Origin of the sequence: Rhizobium atlanticum, from assembly GCF_030182485.1 — a bacterium.
In the GTDB taxonomy this organism is placed as follows: Bacteria; Pseudomonadota; Alphaproteobacteria; order Rhizobiales; family Rhizobiaceae; genus Rhizobium.
In genome coordinates this window covers 249950-264579 of sequence record NZ_JAQJCJ010000006.1, presented here as the reverse complement: position 1 = coordinate 264579, position 14630 = coordinate 249950, and the positions used below count along the sequence as shown (strand labels likewise).

11 protein-coding genes are annotated in these 14630 nt (G+C 61.4%); 8 read left to right on the top strand and 3 right to left on the bottom strand.

The features are described 5' to 3' along the window. Positions 1–54 precede the first annotated feature (54 nt). Positions 55–843 carry an SDR family oxidoreductase gene (locus PH551_RS11680; protein ID WP_183703820.1) on the top strand — a complete coding sequence of 263 codons (789 nt, stop codon included), beginning with the start codon at positions 55–57 and terminating at the stop codon, positions 841–843. Positions 844–849: 6 nt separating this feature from the next. Here the strand turns inward: PH551_RS11680 and PH551_RS11675 are convergent, their stop codons facing one another. Further along, entirely contained in the window at positions 850–1731 is an 882-nt protein-coding gene (locus PH551_RS11675; RefSeq protein WP_285193105.1) for a phosphotransferase family protein, read from the bottom strand. A gap of 273 nt (positions 1732–2004) precedes the next feature. On the opposite strand from PH551_RS11675, the gene PH551_RS11670 reads away from it, so the two are divergent. From PH551_RS11670 to PH551_RS11645, 6 genes are all read left to right on the top strand, one after another. Further along, the gene (locus PH551_RS11670; protein ID WP_285193104.1) at positions 2005–3330 is read left to right on the top strand and encodes an efflux RND transporter periplasmic adaptor subunit; all 1326 of its coding nucleotides are present in this window, start codon (positions 2005–2007) and stop codon (positions 3328–3330) included. Then, entirely contained in the window at positions 3327–6446 is a 3120-nt protein-coding gene (locus PH551_RS11665; RefSeq protein ID WP_285193103.1) for an efflux RND transporter permease subunit, read from the top strand. The genes PH551_RS11670 and PH551_RS11665 overlap by 4 nt, the downstream gene beginning before the upstream one ends. Positions 6447–6653: 207 nt before the next feature. Further along, the gene (locus PH551_RS11660; RefSeq protein WP_285193102.1) at positions 6654–7946 is read left to right on the top strand and encodes an Hsp70 family protein; all 1293 of its coding nucleotides are present in this window, start codon (positions 6654–6656) and stop codon (positions 7944–7946) included. 68 nt (positions 7947–8014) lie between these two features. Continuing rightward, positions 8015–8908, top strand: a complete 894-nt coding sequence (locus PH551_RS11655; RefSeq protein ID WP_285193101.1) for a uracil-DNA glycosylase — start codon at positions 8015–8017, stop codon at positions 8906–8908. A gap of 132 nt (positions 8909–9040) precedes the next feature. Continuing rightward, a complete protein-coding gene (locus PH551_RS11650; RefSeq protein WP_085777512.1) occupies positions 9041–9232 on the top strand; it encodes a hypothetical protein in 192 nt (63 codons plus the stop codon). A 97-nt stretch (positions 9233–9329) separates the two neighbouring features. After that, positions 9330–9488 (top strand): hypothetical protein, encoded by a 159-nt coding sequence (locus PH551_RS11645; protein ID WP_285193100.1) that lies wholly within the window; start codon positions 9330–9332, stop codon positions 9486–9488. Here PH551_RS11645 and PH551_RS11640 read toward each other — a convergent pair whose 3' ends face one another. Next, entirely contained in the window at positions 9489–10361 is an 873-nt protein-coding gene (locus PH551_RS11640) for a hypothetical protein (RefSeq protein WP_285193099.1), read from the bottom strand. Between the two features lie 231 nt (positions 10362–10592). Further along, complete coding sequence (locus PH551_RS11635) at positions 10593–11531, bottom strand: DMT family transporter (protein ID WP_285193098.1); 939 nt, start codon at positions 11529–11531, stop codon at positions 10593–10595. 363 nt (positions 11532–11894) lie between these two features. Between PH551_RS11635 and pepN the strand changes: the two genes are divergently transcribed. Next, a complete protein-coding gene (pepN, locus tag PH551_RS11630) occupies positions 11895–14543 on the top strand; it encodes an aminopeptidase N (protein WP_285193097.1) in 2649 nt (882 codons plus the stop codon). Positions 14544–14630: the final 87 nt, after the last annotated feature.

The window sequence follows — 14630 nt, the reverse complement described above, 5'->3', positions numbered from 1 at the left end:
TCCTTTTTTGTCACCCGCGCCTTATACATCCCTCGAAGACATTTGGAGGAAATCATGGATCTCGGTATCAAGGGCAAACGAGCGCTCGTTCTTGCCTCCTCGCGCGGGCTTGGCCTCGGCATCGCCACAGCACTCGCGCGCGAAGGCGCAAACGTGCTGCTGTGCGGACGCAGCGGCGAACAGCTGGAAGCCAATTGCGCGGCGATCAACAGCGAAGGGAATGGCCGGGCCGACTGGATCTGGGCCGATCTTGGCGATGAGCGCTTCGTAGAGACGGCAACGACGGCAGTGAAGGAGAAGTTCGGCGGCATCGACATCCTCGTCAACAATACCGGCGGGCCAACGCCCGGCACGACGGAGGAGATGACGGCCGAAAAGCTCGAGACCTATTTCCTCTCCATGGTCGCCCGGGTGATCACGCTCACCAATGCGCTGCTGCCTGACATGAAGGCGCAAGGCTGGGGCCGCATCCTGACGGTCGCCTCATCAGGCGTGATCGAACCGATCGCCAACCTGGCGCTGTCGAACACGCTGCGCCCGGCGCTTGCCGGCTGGAGCAAGACGCTTGCCTCCGAAGTGGCGAGCTTCGGCATCACCACCAACCTGCTTCTGCCGGGCAGCATCCTGACCAGGCGGCTCGACGACCTCGACGGCGCCGCGGCAAAGCGGACGGGCAAAAGCCTCGAGGAAATCCGCGCCGACAAGGAGGCGCGCATTCCTGTCGGCCGCTACGGCAGGGTCGAGGAATTTGCCGCAACGGCCGCCTTCCTGTGCAGCCAGCCGGCAAGCTACATTACCGGCTCGCTGATACGCTGCGACGGCGGCGCCGCACGGTCCGTCTAGAGCCGCTCAGGCCGCACGGGCCGCCACGGCGGCCCAGGTCGCCGCGTTCCGGATCATCTGTTCGACATTGGCTGGATCGTCGGCAAGTTCGGCGAGTTCGGAAAGCCGATGGAAACCCGTCAGGATCGCAATGCGCCGCCGGTCGAGCCTCCGTCCGGTCAGCATTTCATAGCCAGAGACGATGCGCGCGGTTAGATCGGGCGAGATGAAGTTCGAATAGATGAACTCCTGGTGCAACGGACCGAAACCTGAATCGGCGAAATCGTAAATGCCGTTGAGCTTACCGTGCCGGTGATCGAATGCCATATTCCAGCCGCGGCCATCGAAGAAACCAAAGACGCTGCCGAAGGGATCCGGCGGCAAGGCTTCGAAATCCGAAACAACGCTCTCCGCAAAGCCCTTGATATCAGCCGGCAGCAGCGGCAATGCCTTCGTCCGAACCGCCTCCGGCGATTGCCATGGCTGGATCGCTCCGGCGCCGGCCGCCCGTAGAAGATCGGCATCGAGCGCGTGCAGCTCGGCGTAAAATCGCGCGAGGTCATCCGCGAGCCGCTGACGGTCGCCCTCCCGAAGCGCATCGTAGTCTTCGGCAATTAGGTGTTCACCCTCGAGCTTGGCGTGGCTGGAGAAGATCGGCGGCCCGTCGTGAATGCGCATGTCGGGAACCGCCATCGACAGCGACGGTCGGACGACATCGAGCAAAGCGGCTTCTTTCACAAGCGCTCTTTCGGCGCCTATATGGCGGGGAAACTTGAAGATCAGCGTGTCGTCGACGTCGATCGCGATCGAATCCCAGTCCTTTGCCGCCAGCTTGAAGACGGAGCCGGTCAGTTCGGGAAATACGCTTGTGACGACAGATCGAAATTCGCTGGCATCCAATTCAGTCATGACGAGCTGCCTTCTCTGTTTCCCCATCTTTCGCGCGTGGGGAGTGGCGCCGAGCTGTTGCGAACCGCCGGATTGCAGCCTTCGAGCCCGCGCCAATTTGCACTTCACATATATTAGTATAACCTGAATATTACGGAATATTCATTACAAAAATTTAAGCCATTATAACCACTTAGTGATCGCGACACGGGAATTATGTCTTTTTTGCGCCGCAATATAAGCGGCTCAATCAAAGCGTAAATTTGCGCCCGTGCTCAAACCCCGGTCTCACCCATGAAGAAATTTTGGATCACCGTCAGCTTTGTCGCAATCGCCGCGGTCGGCGTTTGGCAATTCGGGAATCTCGACCCTTATGCCGCGCACATTCCCTACCTCTCGCAGTTCATCAAGCAGCCGGCCGGCCGCAATGGCGGCGGAAGGCAGGCACCGGGCGATCAGACGCAGGCCAATCAGGCGCCGACCGACCAGGCCTGGAATGGCGGGCAACACCAGGGTGGCGGACGCAGACGTGGAGGTGGTGGCCCGACCGTCGTCAAAACAGTCGCTGCGGTGAAAACGACGCTGCCGACGGATGTCACCGCGTCCGGCTGGGCCGATGCCGACGACAATACGACCATGGCCGCACAGGAACAGGGCCTGGTCGTCAGCATCAATGCGCAGGATGGAGCCACCGTCAAAGCCGGCGACCTTATCGCCAAGCTCGACGACCGGACGGCCAAGGCGGCGGTCGACAAGGACAATGCGATGATCGTCCGGGATACGGCAACGCTTTCGGAAGCCGAGACCGCCCTGGTTCGCGCACAGGACCTGTTCGACCAGAAGGCAGGCACCCAGCAGAGCCTCGACCAGGCAAGAGCTGCCCGCGACACCGCCGCGGCCACAGTCGAGGCTGACAAGGCCACCCTGGCCTCGGATCAAATCACCCTCGAGAATACGGATATCCGGGCGCCCTTCGACGGCCGGCTCGGCGATATTGCCGTCAGCAAGGGCGCCTTCCTCAATGCCGGGTCGGCAATCGTCACCATCGCGAAATACGATCCGATCTATGTGAAATTTCACCTGCAGGAGCGCTATCTGCGCGTCCTGAAGAAAGCGCTGGCAGCCGGCCCGGTCGAGGTCAGCACTGTTCCCGCTTCCTCCAAGGGGCAGGTGCGCAAGGGCGAGGTCAGCTTCTACGACAACACGGTCGACACGGCCTCGGGCACGATCTTGGCCAAGGCGAAATTCGAGAATGCCTCCGGTGCGCTGTGGCCCGGCCAATCGGTCAATATCGTCGTGCATTTCAACAACGACGAACAGCAGGTGGTGGTGCCGACGGTTGCCGTCAGCCCCGGCCCGGACGGGTTCTTCGCCTTCGTCGCCAAGGACGGCAAATCGCATCTGACGCCGGTCACCGTCGCCCGCGCCAATGGCGGCTTCACCGCTATCGAATCGGGTCTTCAGCCGGGCGACCATGTCGTCATCGAAGGCCAGGGCCAGCTCAGCGACCAGCAGGCAATCAACGAGCAGTTCGACGACAAGACGCTTGACGTCGCGTCTGCCGAAGAGCCTCGGCAACTGCGGCAGTCCGAGACGATCGCGGTGGGAGCTCAGCAATGATCCCGAATTTCTGTATCCAGCGCCCCGTCGCAACGACGCTGCTTGCCATCGGCGTCATTCTGGCCGGTCTTGCCGGCTACCGGCTCGTGCCGGTTGCAGCCCTGCCGCAGGTTGATTTTCCGACGATCAACGTTTCGGCGCAGCTGAGCGGTGCTTCGCCGCAGACCATGGCGACCTCGGTTGCCACGCCGCTGATCAAGCAGTTCGAGACCATTCCCGGGATCAGCGAAATCAGCGCCTCGAGCTCGCTCGGCAGCACCAGCATCGTGCTGCAGTTTGATCTCAATCGCGATATCGATGCGGCTGCTGCCGATGTGCAGGCGGCAATCTCACACGCGACGCGGCAGCTGCCCGATAACCTGACGACACCACCGAGCTATCGCAAGACCAACCCGGCCGATGCGCCTGTGATGCTGCTCTCCGTGCAGAGCAACACCATGCCGCGCAGCAAGCTCGACGAGATCGCCGAGGACATCATCTCGCCATCGCTTTCGACGCTGCCCGGCGTTGCGCAGGTCAGCGTCTATGGTGCGCAGACCTATGCTGTACGAGTCGAGGTCGATCCCAACAAGCTGCTCACACGCGGCATCGGCATCGATACCGTCAACAAGGCGCTTTCTGCCGCCAACAGCCAGCAGCCTGTGGGGACGCTGCAGAACAATGCCCAGAGTATGACGATCACCGCGAATACGCAGCGCACCAATGCCGAACAGTTCCGGTCGCTCGTCATCGCCAATCCGAACGGCGCGCCGATCCACCTCGGCGACGTCGCCGATGTGCAGGACGGCGTCGAGAACCAGTATACCGGCAGCTGGTATGACGGCCAGCGCGGCATCATCCTCGCCATCCAGCGCCAACCGGACGCCAATACTGTCGATGTCGTCGATGCAATTAACGCCAAGCTGCCGCAGTTGCACGCCGAAATTCCGTCTTCGGTGACGACCGTGGTCATGAACGACGCCGCAAAACCCATTCGCGCCGCCATTGCCGACGTTAAGTTCACACTCTTCCTGACGATCGGCCTCGTCGTTCTCGTCATCTACCTCTTCACCGGCCATGCAACGGCAACGATCATCCCGGGGCTTGCCGTTCCGCTCTCGCTGATTGCGACCTTCGGCATGATGTATGTGCTCGGCTACAGCATCGACAACATTTCGCTGCTCGGGCTGACACTGGCAGTGGGACTCGTGGTGGACGACGCGATCGTCATGCTCGAGAACATCCTGCGCCATGTCGAGGAAGGCATGCCGGTGCGCGAGGCGGCGATCAAAGGGGCCGGCGAAGTCAGCTACACGATCATATCCATGTCGGTTTCGCTGATTGCCGTCTTCATCCCGATCCTCCTGATGGGCGGCGTCGTTGGCCGCGTGTTCAACGAATTCGGCATGGTGGTCGCCATCGCCATCATCTCGTCGGCGATCGTCTCGCTAACCGTGACGCCGATGCTCGGTTCGCGCCTTTCCAACAATCACAGCCGGCCGCCGCTTTTGATCCGCATCTTCGATGCCGGTTTCGAGCGGACACTCCGCGGCTACGACAGATCAGTCGGCTGGTGTCTTCGCCATCGTGTCACGATTCTCGGCCTGTTCCTCGGCTCGGTGGCGCTGACAGTCTATTTCTTCATGACGCTGCCGACCAGCTTCTTCCCGCAGGAGGACATCGGCCGGCTAACGATCAGCACGCAGGCCCGGCAAGATATTTCCTATTCCGCCATGGAGGCTCTGCAGCAGCAGGCGGCAGCCGCCGTCAAGGCGAACCCGGCCGTCAACCATGTCATGTCGACGATCGGCGGCAATCCGAACAAACCGCAGAACAATGGCTCGATGTTCGTCGAACTCAAGGACAAGAAGGAGCGCCCGCCGCTTGATCAGACGTTGCGTGAGCTGCGCACCGCGATCAACAAGATCCCCGGATTGCAGGCCTTCGTGACGCCGAACCAGAGCCTGCGCTTCGGCGGCCGCCAGACCGCAAGCCAATATCAGCTGGTCATCCAGGCGCTGAGCGCCGACCAGACCAATCTCTGGGCCGGCAAGATCCAAGCGGCGATGCGTGGTGACCGCGGGCTGTTCACCGATGTGACGTCGGATGCCCAGAACAACGCCCTGCAAGCCAATATCGTCATCGATAGTGAGCGGGCGGCGGCCTATGGGATCGACAACGATACGCTGCGCACGACACTGCAGGAATCCTTCAGCGGATATACGGCGGCAGAGATCCAGTCGACCGGCGACAGCTACGACGTCATCGTCGAATACGACACCAGCAAACCCTGGGACGACCAGAAGCTGTCGGAGATTCGCGTCGCCTCGTCCAATGGCAGTCTGGTGCCGCTTTCGAACTTCGCGCACGTGCAGCGCACCACCGGCCCCGTGACGATCAACCAGACGGGCCAGCTTGTCTCGACCACCGTTTCCTTCAACCTGCCTGAAGGCGTTTCGCTCAGTGACGCGACGGCAGCGATCGACCAGATCAAGAAGGAGATCGGCCTGCCGGCCGATGTCTTCACCTCCTATGGCGGCACGGCCGAGATCTTCGAACAGTCGCAGGGCAATACGCCCTATCTGATCCTGGCGGCGGTGCTGACCATCTATGTTGTGCTCGGCGTGCTCTATGAAAGCTTCATCCATCCGCTCACCATTCTGTCCGGCTTGCCCGCGGCGGCCTTCGGTGCGCTGCTCGCCTTGAAGATCATGGGCTTCGACCTGTCGATCATTGCCCTCATCGGGCTGCTGATGCTGATCGGCATCGTCAAGAAGAACGCGATCATGATGATCGATGTGGCGGTGGAGACCATGCGCACGACCGGCGAAAAGGCGACGTCGGCGATCCACGAGGCCTGTGTGCGACGCTTCCGGCCGATCATGATGACGACCTTCTGCGCCCTGCTCGGCGCGCTGCCGATCGCACTCGGCACCGGCGCCAGCTCGGAGCTGCGCCAGCCGCTCGGCATAGCCGTCGTCGGCGGCCTCGTCGTGTCGCAGTTGCTGACGCTGTTCATCACCCCTGTCATCTTCGTCGAGATGGACCGGTTCGGCCATTTCCTCGGCCGGCTGATGGGCCAGAAGAAGGTCGAGGAGCCGGTGCTGCAGGAGACAAGGGCGCTGGCCGCCGAGTAAGGCGGTCTGACGATACCGGGCCTTGCCTGTCCGCTTCTTGCCCCCGAGCGGCGAAGAAGCGGGCGCGGCAACGCGTCTCGATCTTCAATCCCCTTGAATGTGTCACGCCGCTATGGCATCAACCGCCCTCCTTGATCCGGGCGTCCTTTACGCCCTTGCGGAGCGCTGCTCCGTCTCCAGCAACAATCGGCATGAAGAGGTGCGGGCATGGCTCAGGCGCTGGGTTTCGACTTCGGCACGACGAATACGGTTCTCGCCATGGCGGATGGCGGGACAACGGGTTCGATGACGTTCACAAGCGCGGCCGGGACGGCCGACAGCATGCGGACGGCACTCTCCTTCATGAAGGACGCCCAGCTCGGCGCCTCGGCGCTGAAAGTGGAGGCGGGCCATGCGGCGATCCGGCAATTCATCGACAATCCCGGCGAATGCCGGTTCCTGCAGTCGATCAAGACCTTTGCGGCAAGCGCGCTGTTCCAGGGCACGCTGATCTTCGCCAAGCGGCACAATTTCGAGGATTTGATGGAGATCTTCGTGCGGCGCCTGCGCAACTATGCCGGCGACAGCTGGCCCTCGGATGTCAGCCGCATCGTCACCGGCCGGCCGGTGCATTTCGCCGGCGCCAGCCCCGATCCGGCGCTCGCGACCGAACGCTATAACGAGGCGCTGTCGCGCTTCGGCTTTCCCGAAATCCACTATGTCTACGAGCCGGTCGCCGCCGCCTTCTATTTTGCGCAGAACTTGAAGCAGGATGCGACGGTGCTGGTTGCCGATTTCGGCGGCGGCACGACCGACTATTCGCTGATCCGCTTCGAAACGGTCGCCGGCAGGCTGACGGCAACGCCGATCGGCCATTCCGGCGTCGGCGTCGCCGGCGATCATTTCGACTATCGGATGATCGACAATATCGTCGCGCCGCTGATCGGCAAGGGAAGCCATTTCAGGAGCTTCGACAAGATTCTCGAAGTGCCGTCCAACTACTATTCCAGCTTCGGCCGCTGGAACCAGCTGTCGATCTTCAAGACCACGCGGGAATTCGAGGATCTGAAGAAACTGGTGCGCACCAGCCTTGAGCCGGAAAAGCTCGAAATCTTCATCGACCTCATCGATCATGACGAAGGCTATCCGCTCTACCAGGCGGTGTCGACGACGAAGATGGCGCTCTCGGCTGCCGACGAGGCGCCTTTCGAATTCGCGCCGCTTGGCCGCGGCGGACAGCGCAGCATTAAGCGCCGCGACTTCGAAAGCTGGATCGCCGAGGATCTCGCCCGCATCGAAGGCGCCCTCGACGAGGTGCTTGTCAAAACCGAGACGAAGCCTGCTGACATCGACAAGGTGTTCCTGACCGGCGGCACCTCCTTCGTGCCGGCGGTGCGCCGCATCTTCACCGAGCGCTTCGAGCGCGACCGGATCGAAAGCGGTGGCGAACTGCTGTCGATCGCCCATGGTCTGGCGCTGATCGGCGAACGCGACGACATCGCGCAATGGACTGTGCAATAAAGCGGGCAAGCGCGGCCAACGTGCCGCCCGCCCTTTCAATGCCACGATCTCTTCGCTAGATTTGCCGTATGATCTCCGCCAACGACCTTTCCCCCGCCGAGCTTGCAGCACTTCTGCATTTCCATGCGGATGCCGGTGTGGAATGGCTGCTGGAAGAAGAGGCGGTCGACCGCTTCGCCGAATTCGAGGCGATGAAGGCTGCGCGCCGTCCGGCCGCGCAGACGCAGCAGGAATCATCTCCCGCTGAGCAACGTCCGTCGCCTGGGCAGCGCCAGACATCGCCTCGTCCGAGTGCAGCAGCACGTCCGACCCCGGTCGCCGGGCCGCAGCCGGCAATCCCGGACGGCGAGGCCGTGCAGCAGGCGCGTTTCGTCGCCGAAACCGCGCGGTCGCTCAGCGAGCTGAAGACCGCAATCGAATCCTTCAACGGCTGCAATCTCAAGCACAGCGCCCGCTCGACCATCTTTGCCAGCGGCGACCCCGGCAGCGGCATCATGGTGATCGGCTCGGCGCCGAGCGCCGAAGACGATCGTGAAGGTACGCCCTTCTCGGGGAAATCCGGCCAGTTGTTCGACAAAATGCTGGCTGCGATCGGACTTAGCCGTGCCAGCGTCCTGCTGACGCAGGTCATTCCCTGGCGGCCGCCCGGCAACCGCGCGGCGTCGCCGGCCGAAATGGATATCTGCCGACCCTTCATCGAGCGGCAGATTGCGCTCGCCGAGCCGCAGGCGATCCTGCTGCTCGGCAATTTCGCGGCGCGGTTCTTCTTCGGAGAAAACGATACGATTCACGGCTTGCGTGGCCGCTGGAGGGAAATTGCCGTCGCCGAGCGCGTCATTCCCGCCATTGCCAGCCTGCATCCTCAGGATCTGTTAACCGCACCTGTCAACAAACGGTTGGCCTGGAACGACCTGCTGATCTTTCAAGCGAAACTTAACTCGCTCTCTTTGCTTAGAAATTAGTCGAAGTAAAACGATTCATAAAATGATCCATGCGTATTTCGCATGGCTGCATCGCATTACGATGCATTGCAGAATCGATGTTGCACTGCAATATAAGGCCGTGTCTTGGGAGGAATTACAGGAACCAAGGCCATGAACAAACGATTTCGTCCTATCCATTGCGGGTTTGAAACCCTTCGTCTCACCGGCGACCAGATTCGTTCCACTAACGGCTATAGCCGCTTCGGCTTTGCCGCGAACGAACAGATGGTTGCCCGCGGCACCGGCATCAACAGCCGCACGGCACGTCCGAACGCCATTTTTTCCGACTTCCAGCAATATTAAGCGGCGGGCGCTGCCGCGCCGCGCATCTTTTCAGAGGCATCAAAGGCCTCTGAGGAATCGCGCAGCCGCCTGCCCGTTCATGTCAGAGTAAACCACCATGTCGACGATCCTGCTGTCGTTTCTGCGCAAAATCGAAACCTTCGAACATATCCGCGTCGCGGTCTGCGCCGCACGGGAATATGAGCGCGAGCTGTCGGTCAGGCCTGCCGATGTCGCCTCGGATCTTGGCGCGAGTGCAGCGGCGATCGTTCTCTGATCAGACTGCCATTTCTTCGATCCGGGCTTTCGCCCATTCGAAGGCTTCGTCGACATAGGCGAACTTGACGGCCTGCCAGGCGCAATATTCTTCGACAAAATCCCGCGATATCCAGAGCCGCGTCTTGCGCGGCTCGTCATGCCAGCCGACGCAGCCGCGCTGCGCCGCCTTCGCCAAGAGCCGCTGCAGGTGCGTGCGCGACATCATGAAATCGGCGGCGAGCGCGCGGGTTTCGACGCGGCCGACGACAAAGCTGTCAGACGCGGTGTTCTCGATATCCATCCGGCTGATGAAGTTGTCGACCACGAGGCCGCCGGCTTCGGTCCAGAGAAACTGCGCCACCTGCTCCGGCGGCTCCCGCCAGGCGGCGTCTTCCAGGCAATGGCGTGCGATGCGCGGCTGAACAAGCTTCATCAATGCTGGATTTGCCTGGAAATAGGCCGCCCTTTCGCCGCCGTCCAGCAGGTCGAGCGCAGCCAGATTGGCGTGAATCCAGCCAAACATTGCCTGGTGGCTGACAATGGCCGGTTCAAAATGCCGTGGGCGGCGCCGCTCGTCGCCAGGCGTGTGAGCGATGAAGCGGTAGGTATAAAGTTCTTCGATGAAAGCGAGCACGGTGTTACGGCTCGCCACCTTGTGTGCGGTGATGCGGCCGGTCAGCCGAACGGCGGTGAAACCCGACGTCGGGTCGCGCGGATCATATTCCAGGTGGAGAGCATAGGCGGTCTGGGTCAGGAGCCAGCGCTGATGGGAGGCGAGCAGTCGCGCCAAACGTGGACCGGCGTCGAACATGCTGCGCGTCTGCCCAGCCAGAAAGCGGATGCTCATCAAAAAGGAGCAGTTCCCCGCCAATTGCTCCGCCGTGAACGCCATTATGCTTTTCTCCATCTCCGCTCGCAGGCCAGCGTTCGGAGCAGTAATATCGAAAGCCGCAAACCGGCTCATTCAGACATGCATAGCATTGAATAAATGATAGTTTTTCATGTTCAACAATCATATTCCGCAGGTCGACGCCATCCCAAGAATTCGCCATTCTTTTCGCTCACCGGCAGCAAGCCTCTCATGACAGCAATCCCTGCGTAAAATATAGTGCCGGTCGGCACCTCAGGCTTGCGGCGTCGTCGCCTTGCGCGCCTCTCGCTGTTCGATGCCCAGCTGATGCTCGCGATAAATGATGAAGATACCGGCAGCAACGACGATGACGGTACCGATCAGCATTGTGACGGTCGGCACGTCGCCGAAGACGAAGTAGCCGACGATACCGCCGAGCAGGATCGACGTATATTCGAACGGCGCGATGGTGGAGACATCCGCATGGCGGTAGCTTTCCGTCAGCAGAATCTGGGCGACGCCGCCGCAAAAGCCGGCAGCGACCAGATAAAGCGCCGACGGCCATGGCAGGACGAGCCAGCCGAAAGGAAGGGAAGCCAGCGAGAAGACCGACGCGGTCAGCGAAAAATACAGCACGATCGTCGCAGTCTTCTCTTCTTCGACGAGCCGACGCACCTGGATCATCGCCATGCCGCCGAGAACGGCCGAGAGCAGCACGCAAAGCGCGCCGACGGCCTGTTCGGCTTGCATGCCGCCGTCACGAAACAGCGTCAGCTTCGGCCAGGAGACGATGGCGACGCCGACGATGCCGACGAGAACGGCGGTCCAACGATAGATGCGCACGGTCTCGCCGAGAAAAACCGCGGCGAAGACAACGGCGACGAGCGGCAAAGCGTAGCCAAGCGCGATCGCCTCCGGCAGCGGCAGATGCAGCAGGCCGTAAAAACCGAAAGCCATCGACAGGATGCCGATCGTGCCGCGCTTCAGGTGGCCGAGCGGGTTGGCGGTGTGGAAGGCTGCGCGCAGCTGGCCGATATAAGCGAGATAAGCCATGATCGGGAAGAGCGCGAAGAAGGACCGGCAGAAGGTGACCTGGCCCGGCGGGATATCCGGGCCGGCCAGCTTGATGAAGGTCTGCATGGCCAGGAAGACCACGACCGACGAGACTTTCAGCGCAATGCCTCTCATCGGGTTTCTGAGAACCGAGTGCATGATCCTGGCTCTGATGCTGACTTAAAAGGAACGGGGAGACGCATCCGACTCGGGGACGCGGCGAGTGACGTCTGTCATCCTAGCTAAAGAAAACCGATGTGGGCGAAAATTTATCGCTTTTCGCATCCGATCCGACTGGTCAGGCGGGAGAGCGGCGCTGCGGCGCTCGATCCGATATAGCGCCTTTCGGCCGACAGCCACGTTCATCCGGCTCCAATGGATATTTTGCCTGCGAACTTCGCGTTTGCGGGCAATTTGCTTTAACTTTAGTTCAGACTTTAATGTAATCATGCCCGTCAATTTAGGCAGAGTGCGCCCGCCTCTGTATCCGCGGTTGTCAAATAACGGTCTTCAGGAAACACCATGCGAACAGATACCGGCCAGGTCATTCATCTGGCAGATTACCGTCCCACCGACTTCGTGCTGGAACGCGTGGACCTGACATTCGAACTTGATCCGACCGAGACAAAGGTCGAAGCGCGTCTCATCTTTCATCGTCGTCCGGGCGCCGACATGGCAGCGCCGATCGTGCTCGACGGCGACGAGCTGACGCTGGCGGGGCTGTTGTTCGACCAGGTGGAGCTTGACCCTTCACGTTATGACGCGACGCCGGAAAGCCTGACGGTGCGCGACTTGCCGGAAAGCGCCCCTTTCGAGCTGACGATCACCACGATCATCAATCCCGAAGCCAATACCCAGCTGATGGGCCTCTACCGCACCGGCGGCGTCTACTGCACGCAGTGCGAGGCGGAGGGCTTCCGCCGCATCACCTACTTCCCCGACCGACCCGACGTGCTTGCGCCCTATACGGTCAACATCATCGCCGACAAGGACGCCAACCCGCTGCTGCTGTCGAACGGCAACTTCCTCGGCGGCGCCGGCTACGGCCCCGGCAAGCATTTCGCCGCCTGGTTCGACCCGCATCCGAAGCCAAGCTATCTCTTCGCCCTCGTGGCCGGCGATCTCGGCGTCGTCGAAGACACCTTCACCACCATGTCAGGCCGTGAAGTGGTGCTAAAGATCTATGTCGAACACGGCAAGGAGCCTCGAGCAGCCTATGCGATGGATGCACTGAAGCGCTCGATGAAGTGGGACGAAGAGCGGTTCGGGCGCGAATATGATCTCGACATCTTCATGATCGTCGCCGTCTCCGACTTCAACATGGGCGCGATGGAGAACAAGGGCCTCAACGTCTTCAACGACAGATATGTCCTTGCCGATCCTGAGACCGCGACCGATGCCGACTACGCCAATATCGAAGCGGTCATCGCGCATGAATATTTCCACAATTGGACCGGCAACCGCATCACCTGCCGTGACTGGTTCCAGCTGTGCCTCAAGGAAGGCCTGACGGTCTATCGCGACCAGGAATTCTCCTCCGACCAGCGCTCGCGCCCGGTCAAACGCATCGCCGATGTGCGCCATCTGAAATCCGAACAGTTTCCGGAGGATGGCGGCCCTCTGGCCCATCCGGTGCGGCCGACGACATATCGCGAGATCAACAACTTCTACACGCGGACTGTCTACGAGAAGGGCAGCGAAGTCACGCGGATGATCGCCACACTGCTCGGCAAAGACGCTTTCAAGCGGGGCATGGACCTCTATTTCGACCGCCATGACGGTCAGGCCGTGACGATCGAGGATTTCGTCAAATGCTTCGAGGATGCAAGCGGGCGCGACCTGACGCAATTCTCGCTCTGGTACCATCAGGCCGGCACGCCGCTCGTCACCGCGTCGGGCAGCTACGATCCGGCGGCCAGCACCTTCACCCTGTCGCTCGAACAGATGGTTCCGGCAACACCCGGCCAGTCGAGCAAGGAACCGATGCATATTCCGCTCAGCCTCGCGCTGTTCGGCGAAAACGGCGGCATGATCGAACCGAGCTCGGTCAGCGGCGCCGAATATGCCGGCGAGGTGCTGCACCTGACCAACCGCGCCCAGACGGTGGTATTCCACGGCATCGGCTCGCGTCCGGTCGTCTCGATCAACCGCAGCTTCTCGGCGCCGATCAATCTGCATTTCGATCAGAGCCCGGCCGACCTTGCCCGCCTCGCCCGGCACGAGACGGATCATTTCGCCCGCTGGCAGGCGCTGATCGATCTGGCGCTGCCGAACCTTCTCAAGGCCGCCCGCGACGCGCGTGAGGGCAAGCCCGTCGCCTGCGAGGCGACCTTCGTCGAGACGCTGATTGCGGCTGCCGCCGACCAGAGCCTCGAGCCCGCCTTCCGCGCTCAGGCGCTAGCTCTGCCGAGCGAATCCGATATTGCCCGCGAACTCGGCAGCAACAACGATCCCGACGCGATCCATACCGGCAGGCAGGCGATCCTGAAACAGATCGCCGATGCCGGGAAGGATGTTTTCGCCAGCCTTTACGCGGCAATGACGACCTCAGGCACCTTCAGCCCGGATGCCAGAAGCGCCGGCCTGCGCGCCCTGCGCAATAGCGCGCTGACCTATCTCTCATACGCGGAACGGACGCCCGTCCGCGCCAAGGCAGCCTTCGACGCAGCCAACAATATGACCGATCTCAGCCATGCGCTGACGATCCTCGCCCATCATTTCCCCGAGAGTGCGCAAACGAGCGAAGCACTGGCCGCCTTCCGTGAGCGCTTCTCAGAAAACGCGCTCGTGATCGACAAATGGTTCTCGATCCAGGCCGGCGTTCCAGGCGCCAAGACCTTGGATCGGGTCCGCGCCCTGATGGAGAATTCGCTGTTCAAGCGGACCAATCCGAACAGGATGCGGGCACTGGTCGGCACCTTTGCCTTCGCCAATCCGACCGGCTTCGGTCGTGCCGACGGAGAAGGCTACCATTTCCTGGCCGGTGAGATTCTCCAAATCGACGAGCGCAACCCGCAGCTCGCCGCCCGGATTCTTACCTCGATGCGCTCCTGGCGTTCGTTGGAGCCGACGCGTGCCGCTCATGCTCTCGCCGCATTGAGCAAGATCGAACAGGCGCCCAACCTTTCCACTGACGTTCGCGACATCGTGGAGCGCACCCTTAAAGGGTGATTTGCCGAACCGGCCGTCGCACATGATGTGACGGCCTGGTCGCCCGGTGCTTCGAATCGCCCAAAAATCCCAGATATATAAATAGTT

What these genes read in the sequence shown, in the direction of transcription:
- PH551_RS11655 (WP_285193101.1), top strand. Translation starts at nt 8,015, where the DNA reads ATGATCTCCGCCAACGACCTTTCCCCCGCCGAGCTTGCAGCACTTCTG.
- pepN (WP_285193097.1), top strand. Translation starts at nt 11,895, where the DNA reads ATGCGAACAGATACCGGCCAGGTCATTCATCTGGCAGATTACCGTCCC.
- PH551_RS11650 (WP_085777512.1), top strand. Translation starts at nt 9,041, where the DNA reads ATGAACAAACGATTTCGTCCTATCCATTGCGGGTTTGAAACCCTTCGT.
- PH551_RS11645 (WP_285193100.1), top strand. Translation starts at nt 9,330, where the DNA reads ATGTCGACGATCCTGCTGTCGTTTCTGCGCAAAATCGAAACCTTCGAA.
- PH551_RS11675 (WP_285193105.1), bottom strand. Translation starts at nt 1,731, where the DNA reads ATGACTGAATTGGATGCCAGCGAATTTCGATCTGTCGTCACAAGCGTA.
- PH551_RS11635 (WP_285193098.1), bottom strand. Translation starts at nt 11,531, where the DNA reads ATGCACTCGGTTCTCAGAAACCCGATGAGAGGCATTGCGCTGAAAGTC.
- PH551_RS11680 (WP_183703820.1), top strand. Translation starts at nt 55, where the DNA reads ATGGATCTCGGTATCAAGGGCAAACGAGCGCTCGTTCTTGCCTCCTCG.
- PH551_RS11665 (WP_285193103.1), top strand. Translation starts at nt 3,327, where the DNA reads ATGATCCCGAATTTCTGTATCCAGCGCCCCGTCGCAACGACGCTGCTT.
- PH551_RS11660 (WP_285193102.1), top strand. Translation starts at nt 6,654, where the DNA reads ATGGCTCAGGCGCTGGGTTTCGACTTCGGCACGACGAATACGGTTCTC.
- PH551_RS11640 (WP_285193099.1), bottom strand. Translation starts at nt 10,361, where the DNA reads ATGGCGTTCACGGCGGAGCAATTGGCGGGGAACTGCTCCTTTTTGATG.
- PH551_RS11670 (WP_285193104.1), top strand. Translation starts at nt 2,005, where the DNA reads ATGAAGAAATTTTGGATCACCGTCAGCTTTGTCGCAATCGCCGCGGTC.